This window comes from Salinicoccus sp. ID82-1, assembly GCF_021991715.1.
Taxonomy (GTDB): domain Bacteria; phylum Bacillota; class Bacilli; order Staphylococcales; family Salinicoccaceae; genus Salinicoccus; species Salinicoccus cyprini.
The window spans coordinates 1-26,080 of sequence record NZ_JAGFLY010000005.1 but is presented as its reverse complement, the minus strand read 5'-3'; the positions used below and the strand labels follow the sequence as shown (position 1 = coordinate 26,080).

Genomic DNA, 26,080 nt, shown 5'->3' with positions numbered 1-26,080 from the left:
ATTGCTCCTTTATTTAATAGATTTGCATGATTTACCTTCAATCAATAAAGGTTTCATCACTTTATGTTGTAATTCATAATTCTCGGTGAGAACTAATCGATTTTTTAGCAGAATAGAAGACTCCATACCAATTCTTTTCATTGGTTGTGTCATTAAAGTCAGCTTGGGTTCAATTAATTCCCATTGTTCGCTGTCACCGAAAGCTATAACAGAAATATCAGTTGGTATTTGTTTATCTTGATCTCTTAAAGCTTTAAGTACTCCCTTAGTCATTGTGTTATTACATGAATAGATAGCAGTAGGTGGATTCGGATGCATAAGTAATTCAATTGTGGCTCGGTATGCAAAGTTTTCTTTAAAGTCAGCCTCTTGGAGGAGAGACGTTTCTTCGTCGAGATTATATTCTTTTATCGCTTCAATTGCTCCATACAATCTTTCTCGTCCAATAGAATTTCTTTCATGACCATAAATGATTCCTATACGCTTGTGACCAAGAGAACTTAAGTACTTAATACATTCATATGAACCGTAAAAGTTATCGTCCACAATTAAATCAGTAGCCACACCATCCACTTGGCGGTCAATGGCTATAACAGGGATACTCATATTTTGAATAGCTTCAATCATATCCTTGTTCTGTCCAGTAGGAATAATTACAAGAGCATCTACCTGTTGCTCCATTATAACTTTCAAAGAAGACCTCTCTATTTCAGGGTCGTCACTGTGGCTAAGAAGTATCATGTGGGAATCAAGAGATCGAATCATTTCCTCTACATCTTTAGCAATAGACATCAAGTAAGGGTTTGAGATATCCGATATAAGTACAGCTATTTTGTTGGACTTCGATGTTTTAAGGCTACGGGCATTGGCATTTACACTGTATCCAAGCTCCTGTATAGACTCAAGTACAACTTGCCGTGCCTGTTTACTTATATATCCTTTATTATTGATAACTTTAGAAACGGTACCTACTGATACTTCTGCATGTTCAGCCACGTCTCTTATGGTGACTTTTTTCATCTTAATACCTCCGGGTTTTTATTGTTCTAAGGCCTCTATAAAAACACGGAAAAGATTATACTTCAAACTTTTGTTTGCTTAAATTGATATTACTGTTCTCATGCATCCATTGATTAAGTTGTTCTTTCAATTGAAATTCTTCTTGTGAAGATATATTTTGTTGAGGATTTCTCACAGAACCGCCCTTAAGCCCTCTCAAATCCAATCCTTTTTTGAAGTAGGACATATTTGCTCCGGCTTTTAGTATGGAAATAACTTCATTAGCTGAGGCCTGCATCTTTCTTGCCTCTTCCCATTCACTGTTGCTGTACAACTCATATACCTTTACAAATGGCTCTGGAAAGACTCCTGAAACACCGGAAACGACACCGTCACAACCCATCGCCATAGCAGGAAGAAACAGTCCATCTGCCCCGGTCAGAATTGAAAAATCTTCTGGCGTAGCGTTCAAGTATTCATTCAGCCTAGGAAAATCTGGATAACTGTACTTCAATCCGACGATGTTTGTACATTCCTCAGCCAATTCTTTTACTACAGAAACGCTTAAATCGTTCCCCGATAGTTGAGGAATGTTGTAAAGGTATATCGGAAAGTCATCAGGAAGGGCAAAAGATATTTCCTTATAGTAGTTTTTAATCTCCACATCATTCGCACCGAAGAATACCGGGGAAACAACACCAATGCCATCTGCACCTGTTTGGAGAGCATGCCGAGCTAGTTCGAGAGTGTCTTTTGTAGTCATTCCTCCTGCATGAATAAAAACGGTAAGACGCTCCTTGTTTGAATCGATAACTTTTTCTGCAATTTTTTTTCTTTCTTCAATCGTAAGCTTAAACATTTCCCCAGTAGTTCCTAAAGGAAAGAGACAATCAACTCCTTTATCTACTAAAAAATCCGTTAGCTTTTCAACACCTTCCATATCGATGTTCTGATCTGCTGTCATTGGCGTGACCATAGCGGTTGTTACTCCATAGAGTCTTTTCATACTTACACTCCTTTTCTAAATGAATCGTTTCACTAATTAAATCGCTGATTAATAAGCTAGAAATCTTATATCTTAAATTATATACATACAAATAGTGAAACGTTTCAACATCATTATAAAGTTGCTTTTCTTATTTTGCAACCCCTTACATTTATAAAATTTATATTTTTCAGAAACTTAAGTTGGTGCATGAATACATAAATGGCTTCAAAAGTTTATTAAAAAATAGTCCACCCTGAAATTGAATTGCCTTCAATTTCAGGGTAGGCTACCTGTTTTTACAAAGCATTTTGTTTGTTCTTAGGATTTATTTTGCACTGTTCAGCTCATCAATAACCTGCTGCAGTGCTTCTTCCGGGAACTTGCCTTCACTGAAGTTCGAAAGTGCACGTAATGGCATGTATCTCATCATGGCTTCCATCATATCACCCATATCACTGCTGTCATCCATATTTTGTGTAAGTGGTGTATCCATCTGTGCCATCATTCCCTTGATGATTTCTGCCTGCTTTGGATTTTTCATCAGATCACCGATGGTCGTATTGCGATGCACTTTTTCTTCTTTCGTATGGCTACCTTCTACAGTGACTGTTTCTGAAAGTCTAAGATTCCTTGAAGATAACCCGACAGCAATCTCGAATTCTCCGCCTTCTACACGCCAGTCTTCAATTTCAACATCGTAGAAGGCAAAGGAACGTTTGTCGAGATTGAAGCTGACTGTCTGCGTTTCACCCGCCTCCAGATGCACCTTCTCAAAACCTTTCAATTCCTTTTCAGGTCGTGATATGATGCTTTCAATGTCTTTTACATAAAGCTGCACAACTTCCTTACCAGCCCGTTCTCCTGTATTCTTAACATCCACAGAGACCTTTACATGGTAGTCGCCATTTTCTGGTTCTTCCACTTCAAGATTTGCATATTCGAATGTTGTATAGCTCAAGCCATATCCGAAAGGAAATAGTGGCTCAATCTTTTTCTTAACATAGTAGCGGTAGCCCACATGGATGCCTTCCTTATATTCGACTCTGTCACCATCACCTGGAAAGTTCAGATATGAAGGATTGTCTTCGAGTTTCATCGGAAATGTTTCGGCAAGTTTACCACTCGGGTTCACATCACCATAGAGCAGCTTGGCAATAGCACCACCGAGAGCCTGTCCACCGAGATATCCTTCAAGTACAGCTTTGACTTTGGACAGCCATGGCATCTCTACAGGTGCACCATTACTCAGTACGACAACGATATTCGACTGGACTTCGGACACTGCCTCGATCAGTCGAAGCTGGTTCTCAGGCAGTGATAGATGCGTGCGGTCGTATCCTTCCGACTCGTATGCATCCGGCAGACCAAGGACCAGTACCGCTGCCTCCGCTTCTGTAGCATGCATCTTCGCTTCCTCCAGCAGCGACTCATCCGCCTCATCGCCTCCCAGTCCATAACCTTCAGAGTAACTTACTTGTGCTGTATTATCTCTGCATAATTCGTCATATATATCATCAAGCTCGGTCGGATTGATGTTCGAACTGCCTCCACCCTGGTAACGCGGCTTTCTTGCCAATGCACCGATGACAGCGAGATCCTTTTCCTTGGATATCGGAAGCATATCATCTTCATTCTTCAGAAGCACCATGCTTTCAGCTGCCACTTCACTTGCAAAGCTATGATGTACTTTTTTATCAAAGGACACATCTTCCTTCTGATGCTCTGCAACTGTGAAAATCAGTTCAAGCAGTCTTTCCACGGATTGATCCAGCTGTGCTGTTTCCAGCTCTCCATTTTCGACGGCTTTCATTATCTTTTTCTTTCCGATGCCATAAGTACCCGGCATTTCCAGTTCAAGACCAGCCTTGAGACTCGCTACTCTCTCATTGACTGCACCCCAGTCGGAGACGACGATGCCATCAAATCCCCATTCTTCCCTGAGGATTTTGGTCAGCAGCCTATGGTTTTCAGAAGCGAATGTGCCATTAACCTTATTATAGGCACTCATCACTGTCCATGGCTGACCTTTTTTAACAGCCCCTTCAAAGCTCGCGAGATAGATTTCACGTAATGTACGCTCATCGACAACCGCATCAGTAGACATGCGTCTATGCTCCTGGTTGTTGACCGCGAAATGCTTCAGGGATCCACCGACGCCCTTCTCCTGGAGGCCACTGATATGACTCGCAGCAAGTTCTTCGGATAGATAGGGATCTTCAGAAAAGTACTCAAAATTACGACCACACAGTGGTGAGCGTTTTATATTTGCACCCGGACCTAGAAGCACCCCGACTTTCTCAGCAAGCGCTTCAGTTCCGAGAGTCCGTCCCACCGCCTTCAAAAGATCGCGGTTCCACGTGCTTGCAAGTCCTGCAGCAGAAGGAAAACAAGTCGCAGGAACACTGTCGTTCAAACCCAGATGATCCGCCCCTTCCTCCTGCTTCCTCAGACCATGAGGACCATCAGTAACCAGAATGGAAGGCACACCCAGTCGCTCTATACCTTTGAAGTTCCAGAAATCAGCGCCGGAGCACATTTCAGCTTTCTCTTCCAGAGTCATCCGGCTCAATATGTCTTTGATTTTCTCGGACATTACAATTCCTCCTATGTTCTGTTTCAAATGACGCTTCTACCTTAGCATAGATGATACTGCTTCATCGTACGAAAAACTTTGGAATGAGATGTCTCTATATAAATGTAATTATATGTAAATACAGCTCTAAATTCTTCATAACTGCTCGAGTATTTGAGAAATAATGTTATCAAATGTAGCATATGAACCCTGCTATTGTATGCCCCTAACTTCCTTTGCTTTTAAAAAACTTTGATGCGACCCAGACAGGCGAAATCAGATATGCTCCAATCAAGGAATAACTGGAAATAAAAACACTTTTATCTTTCGTAGCTTCCCCTGCCTCCAGGCTGACTAGAGGTAAAGTGAAGATTGAAATGAAAAAGTAGATGGTAAGTAGTATATAGGGGAAATCCAAGTAACTACCGTTATAAAATATGCCGTCAATGATAACTATATAGAAAGCAAAAAAGAAAATACCAATGATCAAACTGAGTATTTTCATAATTCGATCCTCCATTTTTTACATCTCCTCTATTTCTAATCTTATCTAAATTCAAACAGACAATCCTATAAATGTAAATTGAAGCACCATTCCAGAACACCAAAAAAATAAGGCAGATTCGGTGAGTTTCAGCAGTATCATAAAAAGCTTGTACTCAAAAAAATATGACAGGCCTCCTGAGAGCCCTGTCATATCCTTACTTATTAAATTTATTTACATCATGCCTGGCATGCCGCCGCCCATGCCGGCACCCATGTCTCCGCCGCCATTCTCATTTGGAATGTCTGCGACGACTGCTTCTGTTGTGAGGAACATGGCTGCAACGGATCCTGCGTTCTGCAGTGCGGAACGTGTGACTTTTGTAGGGTCCACGATGCCTTCGTCGATCATGTTCACCCATTCGTCAGTTGCTGCGTTGAAGCCGATGCCTGCTTCTTGTGTCTTGAGGCGTTCCACGATGACGGAACCTTCAAGGCCAGCGTTTTCAACGATCTGACGGAGTGGTGCTTCGAGTGCTTTCAGTACGATGTTGATGCCTGTCTTCACATCGCCTGTTGCTTCGATTTCGGATACTTTGTTGTAGATGTTGACGAGTGCTGTACCCCCACCGGCTACGATGCCTTCTTCGACAGCGGCGCGTGTGGAGTTCAGTGCATCTTCAATGCGGAGCTTGCGTTCTTTCATCTCTGTTTCGGTTGCGGCACCGACTTTGATGACTGCAACGCCGCCGGAAAGTTTCGCCAGGCGCTCCTGCAGTTTTTCCTTATCGAAGCTTGATGCTGTCTCTTCGATCTGGGATTTGATCTGACCGATGCGTGCTTCGATATTCGTCTTCTCGCCTGCACCTTCAACCACTGTTGTGTTGTCTTTGGTCACATTGACTTTGGATGCTGTACCGAGCATATCGACTGTTGCGTCTTTCAGATCGAGTCCGAGGTCTTCAGTGATGACCTGGCCGCCAGTGAGCACTGCGATGTCTTCGAGCATCGCTTTGCGGCGATCGCCGAAGCCTGGTGCTTTGACTGCGATTGCAGTGAATGTGCCGCGCAGTTTGTTCAGTACGAGGTTCGCCATTGCGTCGCCTTCAACGTCATCTGCAATGATGAGTACCGGACGGGACTGCTGGACGATCTGCTCGAGCAGCGGCAGGATATCCTGGAAGTTCGAGATCTTCTTGTCTGTAATCAGGATATACGGGTTGTCGAGGTCTGCGACCATCTTCTCGGAGTCCGTCACCATGTAAGGGGACGTGTAGCCGCGGTCGAACTGCATGCCTTCAACGACTTCAAGTTCTGTTTTGAAGCCACGGGATTCTTCGATTGTGATGACGCCGTCATTGCCGACTTTCTCCATTGCTTCTGAAATGTATTCGCCAACTTCCGGGTCTGCAGCTGAAATTGCACCAACCTGTGCAATGGATTCCTTGTCCTGGACCGGACGGGAAATGTTCTTCAGCTCTTCCACTGCCACTTCCACAGCTTTTGAGATACCGGATCTGATACCTACGGGATTGGCACCGCTTGTTACATTCTTCAGGCCTTCCTGGATCATTGCCTGGGCGAGTACTGTTGCTGTCGTCGTACCGTCACCGGCAATTTCATTCGTCTGGTTCGCCACTTCGGCAACCAGCTTGGCACCCATGTTTTCGTATGGATCTTCAAGTTCGATCTCTTTTGCGATGGTCACACCGTCATTGGTGATCAGTGGTGAAGTGAAGGATTTGTCTAGAACGACGTTGCGTCCTTTCGGTCCAAGTGTCACTTTTACGGCATTTGCCAATTTATCTACACCAGCGAGCATGGACTGGCGTGCATCTTCAGAAAACTTAAGTTCTTTAGCCATTTTCAATCATTCCTCCTATACAAATCTAAATCTAATGCTTTGTGCGTATTTTTATTGGATGCGGTTATTCGATTACAGCCAGAATGTCGGAATCTGCAAGAATCAAATAGTCCTTGTCATCATGTCTGATCTCGGTACCGGCAAATTTGGAATAGACGACGCGATCGCCCTCTTTGACTTCAACTTCAGCACGTTTGCCATTTTCCAATACTTTTCCTGAACCGACTGCGACGACAGTGCCCTCCTGTGGCTTTTCCTTTGCGGATTCAGTCAGGATGATACCGCTCTTTGTCGTTTCTTCCTTTTGCGTCAGATCGATGACGACTCTGTTGCCTAATGGTTTCAACACGTGAAAACCCTCCTTTAATAGTACAAATATCATTAGATTTAGCACTCATACATTCGAAGTGCTAACAATTAAATAATAATCAAAGTTGGTCAATATTGCAAGTGATATCTATTTGCTTTAACCACTTTAATTTTTAGGGTAGAATAGCTGTATTGGAAAATGGAGGGTTTACTTTGAGAAAGTTATATAGTGCTCTAATCATCGTTGTATTCATCGCAGTCCAGCTCGCTGTACTGCCGGTTTCAATCGTCCTGGCCTTCACCAACCCTTCGATTACCGAAGCGGAACTTCTGGATCAGGTCATGCCGTATCAGGCGGCCGCTTTTGCGCTCGGTGTCATCATCGTCATCATCATCGGCAGGCTGCATAAGAACAAGAACCGAATCGAGCGCGGCCCGCAGTCGGATATCCCTGTGACAATCGCCTGGGTGGTCGGTGGTCTCGTCCTTGCCTACGGTTCACAGATTGTTGCCGGACTCATCAATACACAAGTTCTCGGCAACCCGATAGAGAGTGAAAACACGAACAGTATCATAGAGATGATCGAATCGGCACCATTCATGATTCTTGTGGTGGCGCTGCTCGGTCCGATCCTTGAGGAGTATGTATTCCGACGCGCCATCTTTGCTGAAATATATGAAATGATCCCAGGTTCCAAAGTCATCGGTTTCCTTGTTGCCGGCCTGGTCAGCGGACTCATTTTCGCACTGGCCCACTGGGATCTGACGCATATCCTCATCTACGTCACCATGGCCTATACATTCAGCTTCCTCTATGTCATGAGCGGCAGGCTGCTTGTGCCTATTCTTGTCCACATGCTGATGAATGGGCTCGTCGTCCTGCTCCAGCTGATGTTCAAGGACTATATCGAACAGCTTGAGCAGATACGCAGCACAGCGGGTGCCATACTGAGCCTGATGTTCTAGCCTTATAAAACGAAAATCCATCCGGGATCTCCCGGATGGATTTTTCTATTCTACAACGACATATGAGGATGGTACTGTCGTCTGTATGACCTGCTGCTTCTTGTTGTATTTCGATTTGACGATGGTGTCGGCTGCAATATCATATACGTCGAAGTGTCTGCCAGGTGATTCGATCATCACGCTCATCGCGGAATCGAGCGTGGTGATGGTCTCTGTTCCATCATCGGTGATGCCTCTGAGCAAGACTTCGTAAATATCACTGACATGATGTACTTCAGTGCCTGGTGTACGCAGGATATCGACTTCAACCGCATCATACGCTGTGAACTGCTGGAAGTTCTGGACCGTCAGCTGGACTGCTGAACCGCCGACGTTCAGTACGACCGTCTTGTTTTTGCGCATCTGTGCAAACTGCGTGATCAGATCATTCGAAATTCTGATGGAGGCAGATCCGTCTTCTATGCTTGCTTCAGGTACTGTCACGTGGATATCCTTGATGTTGTTTCTTGTGATGCCATCCCCGATGTCCGCTGACGTCAGTTCATAAGCAGTGCTGCCCGGTGCCTCTTCTTCAGGCAGTTCCGCTTCGCCTTCTGTAATTGTGTTTTCATCGAAATTGACCGTATAGACATATGTGCCGCTGTTGCCGGCTGCATCGGTGAAATCGAGTGTCAGATGATGCACACCCGTATAGCCTGAGAAGTCGAGTGACAATGTGCCATCGGCACCGATTGCGACCGCACCTTCCTCGGTACTTTCACCATTTGACAGCTGGTAGGTGCCACTGATATATGTGTTCGGGTCATACGTCATGCCGTACATCTCCTCAAGTACCGGAAGCACCTCGATATAGAGGTCTTCGATGCCGGCTCGGATGATGCCACCGGAAACGGCTGGTTCCACCACTTGTGCCACGTTGCGTTTGACGAACAATGGTCCATCGTACTGGAGTTCCGTGCCACCTTCATGCTGTGAAATGGCATCTATCGTATATACGCCATCAGGCACTTCGGAATACACGTATCCACCATTTTCAATATTATACATCTCGCCGTTCACAGGCACTGTGATGGATGACTCGATTCCTTCAACAAAAGCAAAGTCGCCGATGTATCCGTCTGCATTCGGCCCGGATGACGGGTTGAGCAGATCAAACCAGCTGAATGCTGTCAATTGCTGTGGATTATGGAAGGCCGCATAGACGCTTGTTTCATCCTGTACGCCATCTCCATTCGGAGACATATGGTAGTCGTTCAGATAGAGTTCTGCGAATCCCTGCTGCATCGGTGGCGCAAAACCGACCGCAAAAGGTACCGAGTACGTACCGGAGCCGCTTGTTACATTGATATAGCCGAGGAACTCGTTGCCTGGTTCTTCAACACCTGCCGGTACATTCAATGTAAACTGGACCGTCTCGGTTCCGTTCACTGTCACCGACTGTGTACCTGGCGTCAGTGTCGCACCAGCCATCGATCCTGTCGGTGCTTTTGTAGTAACGACATCAAAGCTGTATGTCTCACCGGAATTGCTTTCAATGATGAGATCCTTCGTCACCGCCTGGGCAGATCCACCCGGAGTGACAAAACCGAAGGACATCGTACCGCGTGTATGGCTGTGTGTTTCGCCATCCATTGTGGATTCATGCGGCACTTTGATCAGTGTGTTCGTCGTTGCTGCAGCATACGGCTGAACCAGTCCTGCACCTTGTGCGAATACATCATAGAGTGACGTATCGAGTACTTTCGCCGTGTTGCTCATTGCAGACTTCACATCAAACGGTGTCCATTCCGGATGCAGTTCGATGAGCAGTGCCGCGATGCCTGCTGCATGCGGTGTCGCCATGGAAGTGCCTGTGTACTGTGAATAAGCTCTGGAATAGTCGCCCGAGGCCTCGAATCCAGGAATGGTGGACAAGATATTCGTTCCTGGTGCTGAAATATCCGGTTTGATATCAAAGTTCGGCGTGGATGGTCCTCTTGAAGAGGAGTCATTTACCGCATCACCGGCTGAAAGCGAATCTTCAAAACTGTTGAAAGTGACGCTGCCGTTGCCCGCCCCGTCTATTGCGGCTGCAAATTCCGCACCAACTGTATGCGAAATATCAAGTGTCGGAACATAGTCGAATGCCGTACCTAGGAAGATGTCCACCGGTCCTGGTGCATTCGTACCGTCTGAAGAGTTGTAGATGATGACACCTCGGGCACCGTTACTGCGTGCATTCGCAATCTTATCGACGAATGCAATCTCACCGCGCTGGATCAGTGCCATTTTATTTTCAACATCGATGCCCTCGAAATCCGCAGCATTGCCGACGCCCGGGACATTGACGACTTCCATCGTGTCTTCAAGGCTTTCCTGTGGATGCGTACCGATCATGAATGCCATGAAGTTTGCATCAAGCGTCTCCGAAAAACTGCCTGCTTCAAGTGTGACATTCGATGCCACCCTCTGCTCAGGCAAAGTCGTATTGCCGACACTGATTGCCATCGTACTTGTGGCCGGTCCGCCGACTGTCGATCTCTCGGGACCCGAGTTTCCGGTTGCTGCTACAGCTGTTGTACCGAGCAGCATGGCGTTATTCAAGGCAAAGGAGTTTGCCTGGCTTTCATCACTCAGCGTATTGCCGAGGGACAGGTTGATGACGTCCATGCCATCCTGTACCGCGCCTTCAATTGCGCCGACAATCCAGGATGTATAGCCACTGCCGTATGCACCGAGTGCACGGTAGGCATAGAGATCGACGTTCGGTGCCACACCAATCATGCCGTAATCATTATTACCCTGCGCGGCGATTGTTCCGGCCACATGTGTACCGTGTGTCGTCCAGTAGGAATTGCCACGGTCATCATATTCCGGCAGACCTTCCGGACGTTCTTCAGGTTTTGTTTCGTAAGGATCATCCGACGGCCTTTCCACCAGGTAGTCCGTACCATTCACATAGTTTCTGCCACCCTGGTATACATCAGCGAGATCGGGATGATTGTAGTCTATGCCTGTATCGATGACGCCCACTTTCACGCCCTGGCCACGATTGCCGAGTTCCCATACTTTCGGTATATCAAGGTGCGTGATGCCTGCGATGTAGTTCGGTTCTATATCTTCATCAGATACATCCGACACACCTTCAATATTCTCACTGTGGTCTGTGCCGACTTCTGGATCAAGTTGGACAAAATAGTCCTCTTCTACCAGTGCCACTTCTTCAACTTCCAGCAGTTTTTCAAGATCTTCTGCTGCAACCGTCATGGATTCGGCGTTCAGCACAGTAGTATATGTATTGCCTTTGGAAAAATTGATATTCTTATTCCGCATACTGTGTTCAGCCTGACGCTGCTGTTTCTCTATTTTCTGCCTGACTTTTTCTGCATCAAGTCCAGACCATTTTTTCCCTTGTGATTGTACAATCCCCTTTTGGAGTCCGACAGAAGGTTCCCTGTAATGCACAATGACATTCACGTTGCCTTCCTTGTCCTTTAGACTCTCACCAAGCTGTGCCTCACCCGTAAGAATATCCAGCTGGCTCTGCACGTTCTGATACTGTTCAAAATGCGTTTCGTCCAATGATGGCGAACGTTCCGGCTTGCCCAGTTCGTTGGCCAGTACTTCCGTACCGAACGCACTGAATACCAGGAGAAGTGCTGTGAATAGAAGAAAAATCCGTTTAAATGAATGCATTTCTCAATCCCCCTATTTATTATGAACTATTTAAATTTTCAAAAATTAAACAGTTCTTTTATAGAATATACATTTTTCCAAAATGGTGCAATAACTATTTTTTGCCACCCCCGCTTTGCATGCTTGTTTGGTTCCTATCCATATTTATGATAAAAGTAATGTAGAGAAGGCTGGCAATCAGGGTACATAGATCAATAAAGAGAGTTCTTATAATGACAAAACAAATGAATCGTTTTGAAAATAAGGTCGCACTGGTGACGGGCGGACGCTCAGGCATCGGGCAGACCATCGGCCGCAGCGGCGCGCCGGAAGAAGTCGCTGCACTCGTCGCCTTCCTTGCAGCAGACGAAGCGGCATTCGTCACCGGTCAGATCTACACTGTCGATGGCGGCAGGATGACACAACTGAGTCTGCCTTAGGCAGATGCATAAATAAGGCTTGAAGTTGGACATCCTACTTCAAGCCTTTTACATATTGTCGCTTCAGCTGTTGTCGAGGCGTGCTTCACACGCTTCGATCACTTTTCTGAGCGCCGTGATTCTCGCATATCTCTTATTGTTGCCGGCGATGACATGCCACGGTGCATGGTCAGTACTGGTTTCACGCACCATATCTTCACCCGCCTGCACATACAGGTCCCACTTCTCGCGGTTTCTCCAGTCTTCATCGGTCAGCTTCCATTGCTTGTCCTCATCATCCTGCCGGTCATTGAAGCGTTCCAGCTGTTCATCCTTATCGAGTGACAGGAAGAACTTCACAATGACCGCACCGGAATTATACAATGATTTCTCAAAGTGGTTGATTTCCTCATATGCCTGCTTCCATTCCTTATTCGACGCGAATCCTTCGATGCGTTCCACAAGCACTCTGCCATACCAGCTGCGGTCAAAGAAGCCGATATGCCCGCTTCTTGGCGTATCGATGGCGAATCGCCATAAGTAGTGGTGTGCCAGTTCCATATCGGTCGGCGCTCCGGTCGCATTGACCGTATACCCGGTCGGGTCGAGACTCTCCCGGATGCGTTTGATATTGCCCCCCTTGCCGGCAGCATCCATGCCTTCGTATACAATGACGAGTGGAATCTTCTGCTCATAGAGCTGGAACTGGATCTCCCGCATCCTCGACTGCAGGTCAGGCAGGATCTCCTTATATTCCTTTTTCCTGATCTTTTCTTTTTCGAAGTCGAAATTGAAGAACTCGGGCTGATAGTCCGCGGTGAACTCCCCGTCCACTTTCGGTGTCTCCTTGTGCAATTCCTTTTTCACCCGCTTCTCAAGACGCTCTATGATGGTGCTGTAAAGCGTATTGATCGCCCCGCCCTTATCTTCGAAGTCGATCACCGTCCACGGACAGTCCGTCGGTGCATCCAGAAACTGCTTCATTTCATTTTCATAGTCAATCTTGCTCAGGCGTTCCGCAAATTCCTCTGCCTTCCACTTCAGCACAGGGTTCGCTCTGAGCTTTTCAATATGCCGGTTTCGCACTTCTTCCGTCGATTGCACATAGAGCTTGATGATCTCGTAGCCGTTATTCATCAGCGATTGCTCAAAATGGTCGATATCCTGCCTGATCTCCCGATAGTCCACTTTGACATTTTCACGCACGTCATTCGTCTTGTATTCGATGTATTGCGCATACCAGCTTCTGAAATGGATATTGATGTCCCCATTCTTCGGCAGATGGTTCCAGTAGCGCTGCAGGAAAGGATACCTGAGATCGATGTCCCGCGGCGGTCTGGTGGCCATGAAATCCGTGTATTTGGCATCGAGTGCCATATACAGTGCGTTCGACAGGCGGGATTTACCGGAAGCCGGCGCCCCTTCAATCACAATCATGAGCGGAATGCCCATCTCCTTAGTCTTCCTTGTCATTTCTCCAATTCTGTTCTCGAGCATCTCATCTGTCTCTACCATGTCATCTCTCCCTTTACGTTTCATCTCCTATCTCTACCCACAAGTCAAATAATCTGAACATATTGTAAACTTGAGGTGCATTTCAGATGAATATGATAATATGAAGATGTATATAACTTTTAGGGGGATGAACATGGTACATACTTTTAAAGACTATGAATACGAAAGACCGGATCTTGAAAAAATATCATCCGAAGTGGACGCACTGCTCGAAGAGTTCAAGATAAAGGATTCTGCTGAGGCACAAGGTGAGGTCATCGACAGACTCAATACCCATTTCAACTACCTGTCGACGATGAGTACGCTGACCTACATACGTGCTTCCATTGATACAAAGGATGAGTTCTACGATCAGGAAAGAACATTCTTCGATGAATACGGGCCGATGATCCAGGAGATTGATCATAAATACTACCAGGCAATCTCTTCAAGTCCATATAGAGATGCTCTTGAAGAAAGATACGGCAAGCAGCTGTTCGCCCTGGCTGAAAATGCGATCAAAGGATTCGACCCGAAAGTAAAAGAATTGCTTCAGAAGGAGAACAAGCTCGACTCCGAGTACTCGAAGCTCATGGCTTCGGCTGAAATCGAATTCGACGGCAAGGTGCTCAATCTGTCCGAATTCGGCCCCTATGCCCAGCATAAGGACCGCGGCATGAGAAAAGGCGCGACTGAGGCTGTACAGGGCTTCATGGGAGAACAGATGGATAAGATTGACCAGATCTATGATGACCTTGTCAAGACACGCCATCAGATTGCACAGGCGCTCGGATACAAGGACTTTGTCGAACTCGGCTATATCCGCATGAACCGGATCGACTACGATCGTGATATGGTGGAGAACTTCAGGCGCCAGGTGGCCGAGCATGTCGTGCCGCTCGTTACGGAACTGAAGGAAAGGCAGCGCAAAAGAATCGGCCTTTCGGAACTGAAATCCTACGATGAATCCTTCGACTTTGTCACAGGCAACGCAACACCGAAGGGCGATACGGAGGAAATCCTTGAGAATGGTGCGAAGATGTACAGTGAGCTGTCTCCTGAAACGGACGAATTCTATACATTCATGAGAGAACGCGAACTGTTTGATGTGGAAGCCAAGAAAGGCAAGGAGGGCGGCGGATACTGCACATTCATTCCGAACCATGCATCCCCGTTCATCTTCTCGAACTTCAATGGCACGCTGGACGATGTGACTGTACTGACCCATGAGGCCGGCCATGCGTTCCAGAGCTATATGTCGAGAGGATTCGAAGTGCCGGAATACCAGTTCCCGACACTGGAAGCGGCAGAGATCCATTCAATGAGCATGGAGTACTTCACCTACCCTTGGATGAATCTGTTCTTCAAGGAGGATACGGACAAGTTCAAGTTCACGCACATGGCGGACAATATCTCCTTCCTGCCCTATGGTGTCGCCATAGACGAGTTCCAGCATGTAGTCTACGAAAATCCGGAGCTCACACCAGAGCAGCGTCGTCAGGAGTGGCAGAAACTTGAGGACAAGTATCTGCCGCACCGTGACTACGATGGTATCGAGCCGCTTTCAAGCGGTGCATTCTGGCACAGGCAGGGCCACGTATTCGGTGTACCGTTCTACTATATCGACTATACGCTCGCGCAGGTTTGTGCGCTACAGTTCTGGAAGCGTGCAAATGAAGACTTCGAAGCGGCATGGGCGGACTATGTCAAACTATGCAAGCTTGGTGGCTCACTGCCATTCAATGCCTTGGCACAATCAGCCAACCTGACCTCTCCGTTTGAAGACGGATGCCTCGAATCCGTAGTGGAAGAAGTCAAAAGCTACCTGAATTCAATCGACGATAAAGTACTATAGAAGAAATGCCCCATTCATTGAATGGGGCATTTCCATGTCTATTTATTGTGCTTCGGTTTCCTCATGATACAGAGCAGTATGCCACCTGAAATGAATAGTACAGTTCCGTATAGGAAAGTGTAGGTCGTCTCGCCCGTATTTGGCAGTTCCTCACGTGAGGTTGAAGCAGTTACCCCTTCTTCGTTCTTTACTTTTTCCTCTATTTCATATATGACTGCTTCATCCACTTCTGATTCTTCCATGATCCGCGCCGACATCAGGCGATTGACCCGCTTATCCAGAAGACCGAGCTCCGTTTCTGATGCACCGGGTCTGAGCGATATGCCTTCCAGAATATTGCCATAGTCGTATCGGAAATATTTCTTCTTTTCAGCAGCCGGTGGTTCGGATGGTTCCGGATCCACAGAGGTATGCTCCGCTTCAGGGGCTTCCGGATACGGCACAAAACCATTGTCATCCTTTTCAGGTTCTTGTGCCGGCACTTCCACTGAAGGTTCCACTGGTTCCATGACCGGCTCATCCGCTGCAGGTTCTTCACTTTCCTGAACGGGTACTTCGACTGTCGGAGGCTGGTTCGTCTCTTCAATCGTCTCCTCGGCTGTCGGCGCTTCTTCAGTCGGTTCCGTCGTCGGCGCTTCTTCAGTGACCGGTTCACTCGTCGCCTCTTCAGTCGGCTCCGGTGCGACGGTGCTTTCCTCTTCCGTTGGGAGAGGTGGCGTTTCCGGCTGTTCTGAAGATGGCTCGGCAGGTGCATCGCTCTCCTGGCTTTCATGCAATGCAGGCGGTGCCTCATCACTTTCATCATTTTCACTATGCGCTTCGATTGCCGCTTCACGGATCTGATCTTCATCCGTATTTTCCGGCGTGGAACTGACAAGAACGTCCTCCTCCACCGCTTCTGCTGATGGTTCAGTAGTCTCTTCCTCCGCAACCGGCATCTCTGTGCTTTCTGCTGGTGCTTCCTCACTATTTTCCATCTGTACGTTTTCGTTCGTAACGACTGTTTCCGAAGTCTCCGCTGCCTCCGGCTCTTCTGCATGGACTACTGCGTCTATATCGGTTATGAATATGGTAGATGCGATCAACAGGGATGCGATACTACTCTTCATGATTTTATTTTTCAATATGACTCCCCCATCAGGCTTTACCATTTTTAGTCACTTTCAATAATCATCATTATATTAGAATGACACGGGGGTATCCACCGAATATCCGAGTTGTTACATAACCTTAATACTGGTGCCTTATTACTGGGAAATATTTCAGTAATGTTTCAAAAAGGTAACTTTGTATCAGAAATATTTACATGGAATAAAAAAAATCTCCTTTCACTTTGAAAGGAGATCAGTGGGTGACATCGTAGGTTTTGATGATGGTCTCATACGCCGAGGAACCAAGTTCCCGGCAAATATAGAAGAACAGGACATCACAGATCACGAGCTGGGCCACCCGGCTTGTCATGTTCATATATTGTATGTTTGTTTCTTCCTCGGTGATTTCTATTGCGATATCGGCATTGCGCTTCGCTATGGAAGCGTGGTTCTGTGTCAGTATGACGGTCTTGACCCCAAGCTTCTTTGCAAGTTTCACTACTTCGACGACTTCCTTGGTCTTGCCGGACAGGGTGATGAGGAACAGGACATCATTTTCCTTGGCATTCGACAGCCGGGTCATGCAGAGGTACTTGTCCGAAGTGAAGAAAGCATTGATATTGACTCTATGTAGCTTCTGCTCCAGTTCATTCCCGACATTGGCGGAGTCTCCAAGTCCAAATATGAACGTGTTGTCGGACTTGGCGAAAAGCTGTGCCGCTTCCTTCATGGTGTCCCGATTGACGATCTTTTCCGTGTTGTAGAGCGCCTGTATCGTATTTTTGAACACCTTATCGAAAATATCCTTATGGGTATCATGCTCGAGATCGATGACCCTTGATATATTTTCCTTTTCAAGTGTATGGAGCTCCTTGGCGAGTTCGACTTTCAGCTCTTTAATACCTGCAAGCCCGATTCTCTTCGAGAATCTGACAATGGCTGCATCGCTTGTATCACTGTTTCTTGCGATGTCCTTGACAGGCATATTGATGACTTTGGCAGGATTGTCCAACATGAAATTTGCAATCCGCTGCTCTACAGGTGTCATATATTCATAACGTTTGCGAATCTGACTCAGTACCGAAAACATATCCACTTCTCCTCTCACCCTTACCGTATGTAAGTTTATAATAACAGAATACTCAATCGATTATAAGCGGAATTGAAACAATATTATGTGCAAATTCTGAAATCCGGTTCCTCTATTTCATATGGATGATCGGATTGGACGCCAGCGGCTGCATTTCGTAACGGAACATTCTGACATGACAGCTGCCCATTTCTGTGGATAATTCCACGCCTCTCGCCTTTTCCGAAGGGAATATGCGTGCTGTCATGACAGCCGCTCCGTCATTGATGAAAATTTCAACACTTGAAACATCAACGAATATCCGGAGTTTGGAAAGGGGTGCATCGAGCTTCGCCGTCCTCACAGTCCCATCGACATTTTCCGGCATTTCGCCGCTGAAAGTCGTATCAAGGGTGAGCGTGCCTGCAGTTGCATCATAGATCAGGCTCGTCTGCTCCCGTCTGCTCACTCTCAGATTGATGTATATCTGTGTCGCCGAATTTTCAAGTACATCCATCGTCAGCTCATAGCTGTCCCCATAGAAGTCCTTCATCTTCTTCGGACGATGATCGAAATAGCCTTCTGCCGTCATTTCATCCGTTCTCAGATCTGCCAGGGCCGCTGCAGGCCGCTGCTTCAGAACACCATTTTCGATGGACAGCCTGCGGGGCAGCGTCAGGCAGTGGGACCATGCGCCATCTGTCGGGTAGACCGTCTCCTTCATCCCCATCCATCCGATGATGTAACGGTTGCCAAAAGCGTCACACGTCGTCTTTGGCGCATAGAAGTCGAAACCCTGATCCAGTTCATGAAAGTCGCCATGCGACATCACCCGCTTGTCGAGGTCCGCACTGCCGAGGATATAGCCGGACTGGTAGATGTTCCAGTAGCTGTGCTGATACTTGTCGAGTCCTTGCGGACAGAACATGAGGACATGGTGCCCATCCAGTTCAAACAGCTCGGGTGACTCCCACATGAAACCGAACTGATCCAGCTCAGTTTCAAGTTCGCCTATGTAATCGAATGCTTCAGTGCCCGTGCCGGTAAAATAGAGCACACGGCCGAAGTCATCCTGGGTAGCCGCCCCCATTATCATACAATATCTTCCATTTTCTTTCCACACTTTCGGATCTTTCACAATCGGTCCATAGCCTTTCGGCGCACCTTTTATGATGGGTGATGTCCGATATGGACGGAGATGCCCCGCTTCTTCTCTGAATGCCGTATGCTGCTGGAGTGGTATGCCGCCGTCCATCACTGTATGATACACGTGCATACCATCCATTACAGAAGCGGAGCCTGAATCGGCTCCGTCCGGTAATGCATCGACTATTCCGCGATTATGATAGATGGCAAGATCATCCGATACGACGTGGTACAGATACTTTCTGCCCTCTGTCCAGAAGGGCGCCCACTGGTACAGGATGTGATATTTGCCTTCATGGTATATGAAGCCATCAAGCGCATCCATGCTGCCTGCAGGCGGCTGGATATGATACTTCTGCCGCCATGGGCTCTCCTGTGTCCTGTCAATCTGGCCTGTCCATTTTTCACTGCTGCCATCAAGCGCCAGAGATGCTCTGGCATCCGGATCGAATTTCACCTGGAATACCCCCTAGTCGGAATCCAATGATTCTTCTAATGCTTTCTGCTCTGCTTTCAGATGTCTGCGATAGCCGATTTTGGAAATGTAGATGCTGATTTCATAAAGAATGATCATCGGTATGGTAAGCAGTATATGTGTCATTACATCCGGCGGTGCAACGAGTGCCGCAACCACCAGCAGGATGAAATAGGCGTATTTCCTGTTCTGCTTGAGAAATGCCGGTGTCAAAAGGCCGAGCTGCGTCAGGAAAAGTACAAGAATCGGCATCTGGAATATGACACCGAACGGCAGTACCGTCCTGAACAGGAAGCCGAAATACTGGTTGATTCCGATGGTGTTCTCAATCCCCATCTCCTCGGACAGTTCAAAAGTGAACTGGATGATATAGGGTACAAGAATAAAGTAGCCAAAAGCCATACCGAGCAGCATGAGTACCATGACAATCGGTATGTAGCCCAAAGTAAGCTTTCTTTCGTTACTGTACAGCCCCGGGGAGACAAATGCCCAGAGCTGGTAGAGTATCGCCGGCAGCACGATGACAAATCCGATGACAATGATGATCATCAGGTATATCTTCAGGGGATCGGTCACCTGGAATGCGTGCATCTGGATCGTCTCCGTCCACGGTGCATTCTGCATCTGGTAGATCAGTGGTTTGGACAGGAAGAATCCGATGACCAGGGCGCCGACAAAAAAGTACATGACAATCAGCAGCCGCTTCCTCAATTCATCCAGATGCTCGGTGATCTCCCTTTTTTCCGAGTCGTTCATACTTCATTTTCACCTCTTTAAAAAAAAGGTGGCTTCCGCCACCTCTTCATACCTTTATGCTTTAGTTTCTTCAACTTTTTCGACTTCGACTGTTTCGATTTTCTTCGGTTGTTTCTTTCTATCGTTGTCGTCTTCGTCGTCATCGTCGTCAGTGGCGAGACCTTTGGTTGCATCTTTAAACTCTCTTAAAGTGGAACCCATCGCGCGTCCGAACTGCGGCAATTTTTTAGGTCCAAATATGATCAATGCTACAACAGCAATTACGATCATACTTGTCGGGCCTACTGCCATCAGTGTCACCGGCATTAATGTTTCGAGCATAGTATCCCTCCTAGATATGTTTCATATAAAAGAATAGTGCCTGCAATTCAACGCTCAAATCTATATTATGGACATAGATTTCATCACTTACATTCAATCTGATCGGTGTGAAGTTGAGTATGCCTTTGATGCCAGCTTCCACCAGACGTTCAGCCATATCCTGGCTGACTTCTGCCGGCAGCGTGAGTATCGCAACATCTATGCTATGTCTACTGATCAGATCCTCAAGCTCATCCGAATGATATACTGTCGTGCCATTGATGGATGTCCCGACAATCTGAGCATTACTATCAAAAGCAGCTACCACATTCATTCTATCATTTATGCTGCTGAATTTGTAGTTTAATAATGCACTGCCCAGGTTGCCCGCTCCAATGATTGCCACATTTCTCACTTCATTACCCTGGATATGCTCCATGAAGAAATTCAATAGGCTCTTGACGTTGTAGCCGTAGCCCTTCCTGCCAAGTTCACCAAAATAGGAGAAGTCTCTCCGGATTGTGGCTGAATCGATATCCAGTGCTTCGCTGATTTCCCTTGAGGAAACTCTGTCTACACTGGTCTTCTCGGCATTTTTGAAAAATCTATAGTATAAAGGGAGACGTTTCATTGTTGCGTTTGGGATTTTCTTTTTACTGTTCAAATGTCCCACACCTCTTCTATTGCACTCTGTCGGTATATTATAGCATATCTCCATTTTCGTAGTGTAGTCATTGTCACTTAATTTCATCGTTTTTTTGACTTGTTTGTTGTAAAATTGAATGAAGTGGGGGAATTCATATGATAGTAATGCAATTAGGAAATGTAGGGAAATCTTTCGGTACAGACCGGATTTTTTCAAATATAAATCTTGAAATAAAAAAAGGTGAAACCGTCGGCATCGTCGGCAAGAATGGCGCCGGCAAGACGACGCTGATGAAGATGATGGCGGGTGAACTCGGTGTCGAGGACGGCCGGATCACGACGCCGAAAGGCATCGCGATCGGCTATCTCACCCAGCAGATGACACTGGAGTCATCCCAGACCGTCCGTGATGAAATGATGCGGCCCTTTGCCGGGCTGCTGCGCACCCAGGAGGAGATGAATGCCACCACCGCATGGCTGGCAGCACATGACTACGAGGATCCGGCATACAGCGACCAGCTGGAAAAATACGATCGGCTGCAGAACACTTTCGAATCAAAGGGCGGCTACACGATCGATGCCCAGATCAAGACCGTGCTCACCGGCCTCAACTTTTCCGGCAGTGATCTTGATCGCAATGTCGATGCGTTCTCAGGTGGTCAGAAGACACGGCTCGCGCTCGGACAGATGCTGCTGTCGAAGCCCGACCTGCTGCTGCTCGATGAACCGACCAACCACCTGGATATGCAGACGGTGGCATGGCTCGAACAGTATCTGAACAGCTTTACAGGCGCAATCGCGATCATCAGCCACGACCGCTACTTCCTCGATCGGACGGTGGATAAGATCTTTGAAGTGGAGATGCACAGAGGAACACTCTACCACACCAACTATACGAAGTATGTCAAAGAGAAGGAGAAGAACTTCAGCCTTCAGGTGAAAGCATATGAACACCAGCAGAAGGAGATCAGGCAGCTTGAGACCTTTGTTGAGAAAAATATAGCGAGAGCCTCCACGAGCAATATGGCAAAAAGCAGACGCAAGAAGCTTGAGCATATGGATCGTATGGAGACGCCGATGATCGACCGCAAAAGTGCACGGTTCTCCTTTGACATAAAGCGTGAGAGCGGCAATGATGTGCTGAGAATCAAATCGCTCGCCATCGGATATGAGGAGACACTGAATAGCGGCATCAGTCTGAATGTCGACAAGGGGGACCGGCTCGCCATCATCGGTCCGAACGGTATCGGCAAGTCCACACTTGTAAAGACGATCGCCAAGGAACTGCCGCGGCACGACGGGGAAATCATCTATGGTACAAATGTCTCGATCGGCTACTACGACCAGAAGCAGGCGGAATTCACTTCCAACAGGAATGTATTGGAAGAACTGTGGCATGAGTACCCCGAAATGAACGAAAGCGACGTGCGTAAGGTGCTTGGACGCTTCCTGTTCACCCAGGAGGAGGTACTGAAAAGCGTCAATGACCTGAGCGGCGGAGAAAAGGCCCGCATACAGCTTGCTAGGCTGATGCTCGAGAAGAACAATCTGCTCATTCTCGATGAGCCGACCAACCACCTCGACATAGACAGCAAGGAAGTGCTTGAAGCTGCACTGCAGAATTTCCCTGGTACCATCCTGTTCGTCTCGCATGACCGCTATTTCATCGACCGCATCGCTACCAAGATTGTCGAAATGGATCAGCAGCATGTCCAGGTCTATAATGGAGATTACAGCTACTACCGGCATAAGAAGGATGAGCAGGCCTCACTCACCATCCAGGCGGAAAGCAGCCAGCCGGTCGAGCAGAATGATTTGGACTACCGGCATCAGAAGCAGAAGCGGAATGAGATGCAGAAACTGAAACGCAGTGCAGCCAGAATGGAAGAAAGCATCCTTGAACTGGAAGAGGAGATTGCGCAGATTGAAGAAAAGCTGGCCGAACCTGAAGTATACGGGGACTACGAGAAGGCGTCCGAATACGACCAGCAGCTGAATGATCGGAAAGAGGCACTCGAACAGCAGATGCTGGAATGGGAAGCGCTCGAGGAGCAGATTGAAGAAGTATAGGATGCGAACATATATTCCTTTTCTTGTATCAGTAGCAATGGATGGAATACACAGCTCTATACACAATGAGAAGTGCTCTGCATCAGGGGTTTGCGGGTTTCATCCACAAAATAAACAAGTTATCCACAAATCTGTACACACTTATATCCCCAGGGTGCTGGCCTTAAGGCAAGCTTTCAGTAATATTATCAACAAGTTATCCACAACCCGCATCGAAACAGATGTTCCATATCCAAAGAAAAAGGGCAATCCCGGTGAGGGATTGCCTTTTTAAATGCTGTATTCTTCTATATCAATATAGTTTCTGCCATTCAGGTCGAGACCACCGAATGCCTTATTATTGTAGAGATGATAAGCTGCAGCGCCGATCATTGCCGCATTATCGGTACAATATTTCAAAGCAGGAATGCTGAGTTTTATATCGTTCTCCTGGCAGAGCTCTTCAAATTGTGCCCGGAGTCCGCTGTTGGCTGCCACACCACCTGCTATGATCAGATTTTCAACTTCATAGTCCGCTACTGCCTGCATTGTCTTTTTAGTCAGTACATCAATGACGCTCTCCTGGAAGCTTCTTGCTACATCCGCATCCTTCACTTCAAGATCTTTCTGCCTATGGTTGTGCAGTGTATTGATCACCGCAGACTTCAGACCGCTGAAGCTGAAATCGTAACTGCCGGGTTCAAGGTAGGGTCTTGGAAAGTTGAAGCTATCCTCGCCTTCCTTGCTGAGACGGTCGATATGAGGACCACCAGGGTACGGCAGTCCGATGACCCTGGCAACTTTGTCGTATGCTTCACCGACCGCATCATCCCTCGTTTCCCCGATGACCTCAAAGGACATGTGATCTTTCATGTAGATCAGTTCGGTATGACCGCCGGAGACGATGAGGGAGACGAGTGGGAACTGCAGCTCCTCCTCGAGCTGGTTGGCATATATATGACCTGCGATATGATGGACGGGAATCAAAGGCAGATTGTGGGCAAAGCTGAATGCCTTGGCCGCATTGATGCCGACCAATAGTGCCCCAATCAGCCCGGGACCTTCAGTCACTGCCACAGCAGATAGATCTGCTGGCGTCAGGCCTGCCGTCTCGAGTGCTTCTTCAATCACTACTGTTATGGTTTCGACATGGTGTCTTGAAGCGACTTCCGGTACTACACCACCAAAACGTTTATGACTCTCAATCTGACTGACAACGACATTGGCCAGTATTTCATTGCCGTTTCTGACGAGGCTGCATGCTGTTTCATCACAGCTCGTCTCGATACTCAGTATAATGACATCTTCATTCATCCAGCTTCACCCACATGACATGTGCATCCTTTCCCTGTCCATAGTAATCCTTGCGGATCCCTCCATAGAGGAATCCTTCCTTTTCATAAAGCTTCATTGCCCGATCATTATCTACACTTACTTCGAGTGACAGTATGCCTGCAGACTTTCCTGCATATGCCTTGGCATGCTGCATCAGCTGATGGCCATAGCCCTGCCCCTGCTCTTCGCTGCTGACGGCAATTGTTGTAATCTGGCTCTGATCGATGACCAGCCACATGCCGCAGTAGCCGACCACGCTGCCTTCCTTTTCAATGACAAAGTAATAGGCGAACTGGTTGGCGGTCAGTTCTCTCAGGAACGATTCAATATTCCATGATGTATGAGGAAAGGAAGCACATTCGATTTCATACACGGCTTCCAGGTCGTCAATCGTCATTTTTCTTATGGTTGTGTACGTTCCATCCAATTCTTCTCAGCCTCCGATACTTTCAGATATTCAGGCACCATACTATGGATGTCTTCCTGACGCAGCATGGATCCATATTTTTCAACGGTACTGACACGCGGTACTGTATGGAGGAATGATGCGACATTCTCACTGAACTTCTCCTCGCCATCCAGAAGCAGCTGATGCGCTTGATGGCCTTCCATATGCTCAAGCAATGCATCAAGGGATCTGTATCCAGCCGGCAGAACCTCTTCCATTTCATCATGTTCCACCCGATGGACTGCACTGTATACATTACCCCTCCTGCCATCAAATAGCGGAGCCAGTATACCTTCCCTATTGCTTGATGCCGTAATGACAGCCAGAGAGGATACGGAATAAAGATCCACCCCGAGCGCATGCGCCAATGTCTTCGCAACAGTGACACCGATGCGGACACCAGTATAGGAACCCGGTCCGCGTGCGACGATGATACGGTCGATATCCTTTCTTTCATATCCGGTCATATCAAACAGCTGGCTGATATGGACCATCACTGTAGCAGAATGCGTCTTTTTTACAGTTGTATTTATTTCTGCCAGGCAATAGCCGTCTTTATTGAGTGCGACAGACAGCGGTCTGTTGGAAGTATCAATCAGAAGAGAAATCATGTTCAAGCGCCTCCAGTATTTTTGTGTATTTCATACCGGATGAGGTGAACTTGAAAACACGCGCATCTTCACCAGCAACGGTAATATGGATTGATAGATGTTCATCAGGCAGAAAGTCTTCAATGAACTGAGGCCATTCGACAATCGTAATATCCTCGCCATTGAAGTATTCATCAAAGCCAAGATCCTCATCACTATCCTCAAGCCTGTAGCAGTCCATATGATGGATCGTATGATCTCCACGATATGTCTTTATGATATTGAAAGTCGGTGAACTCATTCTTCTTCTGACGCCGAGAGACCTGCCAAGGAACTGGGTGAATGTCGTCTTCCCAGCCCCAAGGTCTCCGGATAGAAGAATTACAGTACCCATCTCCATATTATCAGCAAGCGTACGGGCGAGCTTTTCAGTTTCATTCAGACCATTGATTTCAATACTATACTTCATATTATGCCACCTCATCTACCATATACTCCGATTATACAAAAAAAGAGACCTGTAAAGGTCTCAATGCGGCTCATCGCATCCATAATTAAATTATGTATTAGTAC

General features: G+C 47.1%; 22 protein-coding genes. 4 read left to right on the top strand and 18 right to left on the bottom strand.

Features of this window, described 5'->3' with window-relative positions; genetic code table 11:
* Nucleotides 1–9: 9 nt before the first annotated feature.
* The 6 genes from J4760_RS11530 to groES all read right to left on the bottom strand — a co-directional run bounded on the left by J4760_RS11530 (nucleotide 10) and on the right by groES (nucleotide 7,255).
* A complete protein-coding gene (locus J4760_RS11530; protein ID WP_237605787.1) occupies nucleotides 10–1,020 on the bottom strand; it encodes a LacI family DNA-binding transcriptional regulator in 1,011 nt (336 codons plus the stop codon).
* A gap of 55 nt (nucleotides 1,021–1,075) precedes the next feature.
* Nucleotides 1,076–2,005, bottom strand: coding sequence for a dihydrodipicolinate synthase family protein (locus J4760_RS11525; protein ID WP_237605786.1), 930 nt, complete (start codon nucleotides 2,003–2,005; stop codon nucleotides 1,076–1,078).
* A 307-nt stretch (nucleotides 2,006–2,312) separates the two neighbouring features.
* Nucleotides 2,313–4,580, bottom strand: coding sequence for a glycoside hydrolase family 3 C-terminal domain-containing protein (locus J4760_RS11520; protein WP_237605785.1), 2,268 nt, complete (start codon nucleotides 4,578–4,580; stop codon nucleotides 2,313–2,315).
* 205 nt (nucleotides 4,581–4,785) lie between these two features.
* Nucleotides 4,786–5,064: a hypothetical protein gene (locus J4760_RS11515; RefSeq protein ID WP_237605784.1), complete on the bottom strand. Its 279-nt coding sequence runs from the start codon at nucleotides 5,062–5,064 to the stop codon at nucleotides 4,786–4,788.
* Nucleotides 5,065–5,277: 213 nt separating this feature from the next.
* Entirely contained in the window at nucleotides 5,278–6,906 is a 1,629-nt protein-coding gene (groL, locus tag J4760_RS11510; RefSeq protein WP_145288953.1) for a chaperonin GroEL, read from the bottom strand.
* Between the two features lie 64 nt (nucleotides 6,907–6,970).
* Nucleotides 6,971–7,255, bottom strand: a complete 285-nt coding sequence (gene groES / locus J4760_RS11505; RefSeq protein WP_237605783.1) for a co-chaperone GroES — start codon at nucleotides 7,253–7,255, stop codon at nucleotides 6,971–6,973.
* A gap of 173 nt (nucleotides 7,256–7,428) precedes the next feature.
* Between groES and J4760_RS11500 the strand changes: the two genes are divergently transcribed.
* Complete coding sequence (locus tag J4760_RS11500) at nucleotides 7,429–8,181, top strand: CPBP family intramembrane glutamic endopeptidase (protein ID WP_145288958.1); 753 nt, start codon at nucleotides 7,429–7,431, stop codon at nucleotides 8,179–8,181.
* A 45-nt stretch (nucleotides 8,182–8,226) separates the two neighbouring features.
* Here J4760_RS11500 and J4760_RS11495 read toward each other — a convergent pair whose 3' ends face one another.
* Nucleotides 8,227–11,856, bottom strand: coding sequence for a S8 family serine peptidase (locus tag J4760_RS11495; protein ID WP_304621261.1), 3,630 nt, complete (start codon nucleotides 11,854–11,856; stop codon nucleotides 8,227–8,229).
* A 170-nt stretch (nucleotides 11,857–12,026) separates the two neighbouring features.
* Between J4760_RS11495 and J4760_RS11485 the strand changes: the two genes are divergently transcribed.
* A complete protein-coding gene (locus J4760_RS11485) occupies nucleotides 12,027–12,275 on the top strand; it encodes an SDR family oxidoreductase (protein WP_255695454.1) in 249 nt (82 codons plus the stop codon).
* A 63-nt stretch (nucleotides 12,276–12,338) separates the two neighbouring features.
* Here the strand turns inward: J4760_RS11485 and J4760_RS11480 are convergent, their stop codons facing one another.
* On the bottom strand, nucleotides 12,339–13,769 hold the full coding sequence (locus J4760_RS11480; RefSeq protein ID WP_237605781.1) for a phosphate--AMP phosphotransferase: 1,431 nt from the start codon (nucleotides 13,767–13,769) through the stop codon (nucleotides 12,339–12,341).
* Between the two features lie 133 nt (nucleotides 13,770–13,902).
* On the opposite strand from J4760_RS11480, the gene J4760_RS11475 reads away from it, so the two are divergent.
* The gene (locus J4760_RS11475; RefSeq protein ID WP_237605780.1) at nucleotides 13,903–15,603 is read left to right on the top strand and encodes a M3 family oligoendopeptidase; all 1,701 of its coding nucleotides are present in this window, start codon (nucleotides 13,903–13,905) and stop codon (nucleotides 15,601–15,603) included.
* 38 nt (nucleotides 15,604–15,641) lie between these two features.
* Here the strand turns inward: J4760_RS11475 and J4760_RS11470 are convergent, their stop codons facing one another.
* The 6 genes from J4760_RS11470 to J4760_RS11445 form a co-directional block, all read right to left on the bottom strand.
* Nucleotides 15,642–16,727, bottom strand: coding sequence for a hypothetical protein (locus J4760_RS11470; protein WP_145288969.1), 1,086 nt, complete (start codon nucleotides 16,725–16,727; stop codon nucleotides 15,642–15,644).
* Nucleotides 16,728–16,947: 220 nt separating this feature from the next.
* The gene (locus J4760_RS11465; RefSeq protein ID WP_237605779.1) at nucleotides 16,948–17,784 is read right to left on the bottom strand and encodes a MurR/RpiR family transcriptional regulator; all 837 of its coding nucleotides are present in this window, start codon (nucleotides 17,782–17,784) and stop codon (nucleotides 16,948–16,950) included.
* Between the two features lie 112 nt (nucleotides 17,785–17,896).
* Nucleotides 17,897–19,366: a glycoside hydrolase family 32 protein gene (locus J4760_RS11460; protein ID WP_237605778.1), complete on the bottom strand. Its 1,470-nt coding sequence runs from the start codon at nucleotides 19,364–19,366 to the stop codon at nucleotides 17,897–17,899.
* Nucleotides 19,367–19,378: 12 nt separating this feature from the next.
* The gene (gene tatC, locus J4760_RS11455) at nucleotides 19,379–20,140 is read right to left on the bottom strand and encodes a twin-arginine translocase subunit TatC (RefSeq protein WP_145288978.1); all 762 of its coding nucleotides are present in this window, start codon (nucleotides 20,138–20,140) and stop codon (nucleotides 19,379–19,381) included.
* Between the two features lie 54 nt (nucleotides 20,141–20,194).
* A complete protein-coding gene (locus J4760_RS11450; RefSeq protein WP_186365533.1) occupies nucleotides 20,195–20,431 on the bottom strand; it encodes a twin-arginine translocase TatA/TatE family subunit in 237 nt (78 codons plus the stop codon).
* Nucleotides 20,432–20,471: 40 nt separating this feature from the next.
* On the bottom strand, nucleotides 20,472–21,104 hold the full coding sequence (locus J4760_RS11445) for a redox-sensing transcriptional repressor Rex (protein ID WP_255695437.1): 633 nt from the start codon (nucleotides 21,102–21,104) through the stop codon (nucleotides 20,472–20,474).
* Nucleotides 21,105–21,241: 137 nt separating this feature from the next.
* On the opposite strand from J4760_RS11445, the gene J4760_RS11440 reads away from it, so the two are divergent.
* Nucleotides 21,242–23,155, top strand: a complete 1,914-nt coding sequence (locus tag J4760_RS11440; RefSeq protein WP_237605777.1) for an ABC-F family ATP-binding cassette domain-containing protein — start codon at nucleotides 21,242–21,244, stop codon at nucleotides 23,153–23,155.
* Between the two features lie 270 nt (nucleotides 23,156–23,425).
* On the opposite strand, the gene tsaD is transcribed toward J4760_RS11440, so the two are convergent.
* Genes tsaD through tsaE form a run of 4 tightly spaced genes read right to left on the bottom strand, consistent with a single transcriptional unit; the run spans nucleotide 23,426 to nucleotide 25,976 of the window.
* Nucleotides 23,426–24,448 (bottom strand): tRNA (adenosine(37)-N6)-threonylcarbamoyltransferase complex transferase subunit TsaD, encoded by a 1,023-nt coding sequence (tsaD, locus tag J4760_RS11435; RefSeq protein ID WP_237605776.1) that lies wholly within the window; start codon nucleotides 24,446–24,448, stop codon nucleotides 23,426–23,428.
* Nucleotides 24,441–24,896 (bottom strand): ribosomal protein S18-alanine N-acetyltransferase, encoded by a 456-nt coding sequence (gene rimI / locus J4760_RS11430; RefSeq protein ID WP_237605775.1) that lies wholly within the window; start codon nucleotides 24,894–24,896, stop codon nucleotides 24,441–24,443. The genes tsaD and rimI overlap by 8 nt, the downstream gene beginning before the upstream one ends.
* Nucleotides 24,872–25,528: a tRNA (adenosine(37)-N6)-threonylcarbamoyltransferase complex dimerization subunit type 1 TsaB gene (gene tsaB / locus J4760_RS11425; RefSeq protein WP_237605774.1), complete on the bottom strand. Its 657-nt coding sequence runs from the start codon at nucleotides 25,526–25,528 to the stop codon at nucleotides 24,872–24,874. The genes rimI and tsaB overlap by 25 nt, the downstream gene beginning before the upstream one ends.
* On the bottom strand, nucleotides 25,509–25,976 hold the full coding sequence (gene tsaE, locus J4760_RS11420) for a tRNA (adenosine(37)-N6)-threonylcarbamoyltransferase complex ATPase subunit type 1 TsaE (protein ID WP_237605773.1): 468 nt from the start codon (nucleotides 25,974–25,976) through the stop codon (nucleotides 25,509–25,511). Before tsaE ends, tsaB begins: the two co-directional genes overlap by 20 nt.
* Between the last annotated feature and the right edge of the window lie 104 nt (nucleotides 25,977–26,080).

What these genes read in the sequence shown, in the direction of transcription:
- J4760_RS11530 (WP_237605787.1), bottom strand. Translation starts at nt 1,020, where the DNA reads ATGAAAAAAGTCACCATAAGAGACGTGGCTGAACATGCAGAAGTATCA.
- J4760_RS11525 (WP_237605786.1), bottom strand. Translation starts at nt 2,005, where the DNA reads ATGAAAAGACTCTATGGAGTAACAACCGCTATGGTCACGCCAATGACA.
- J4760_RS11520 (WP_237605785.1), bottom strand. Translation starts at nt 4,580, where the DNA reads ATGTCCGAGAAAATCAAAGACATATTGAGCCGGATGACTCTGGAAGAG.
- J4760_RS11515 (WP_237605784.1), bottom strand. Translation starts at nt 5,064, where the DNA reads ATGAAAATACTCAGTTTGATCATTGGTATTTTCTTTTTTGCTTTCTAT.
- groL (WP_145288953.1), bottom strand. Translation starts at nt 6,906, where the DNA reads ATGGCTAAAGAACTTAAGTTTTCTGAAGATGCACGCCAGTCCATGCTC.
- J4760_RS11495 (WP_304621261.1), bottom strand. Translation starts at nt 11,856, where the DNA reads ATGCATTCATTTAAACGGATTTTTCTTCTATTCACAGCACTTCTCCTG.
- J4760_RS11480 (WP_237605781.1), bottom strand. Translation starts at nt 13,769, where the DNA reads ATGGTAGAGACAGATGAGATGCTCGAGAACAGAATTGGAGAAATGACA.
- J4760_RS11475 (WP_237605780.1), top strand. Translation starts at nt 13,903, where the DNA reads ATGGTACATACTTTTAAAGACTATGAATACGAAAGACCGGATCTTGAA.
- J4760_RS11465 (WP_237605779.1), bottom strand. Translation starts at nt 17,784, where the DNA reads ATGTTTTCGGTACTGAGTCAGATTCGCAAACGTTATGAATATATGACA.
- tatC (WP_145288978.1), bottom strand. Translation starts at nt 20,140, where the DNA reads ATGAACGACTCGGAAAAAAGGGAGATCACCGAGCATCTGGATGAATTG.
- J4760_RS11450 (WP_186365533.1), bottom strand. Translation starts at nt 20,431, where the DNA reads ATGGCAGTAGGCCCGACAAGTATGATCGTAATTGCTGTTGTAGCATTG.
- J4760_RS11440 (WP_237605777.1), top strand. Translation starts at nt 21,242, where the DNA reads ATGATAGTAATGCAATTAGGAAATGTAGGGAAATCTTTCGGTACAGAC.
- tsaD (WP_237605776.1), bottom strand. Translation starts at nt 24,448, where the DNA reads ATGAATGAAGATGTCATTATACTGAGTATCGAGACGAGCTGTGATGAA.
- tsaB (WP_237605774.1), bottom strand. Translation starts at nt 25,528, where the DNA reads ATGATTTCTCTTCTGATTGATACTTCCAACAGACCGCTGTCTGTCGCA.
- tsaE (WP_237605773.1), bottom strand. Translation starts at nt 25,976, where the DNA reads ATGAAGTATAGTATTGAAATCAATGGTCTGAATGAAACTGAAAAGCTC.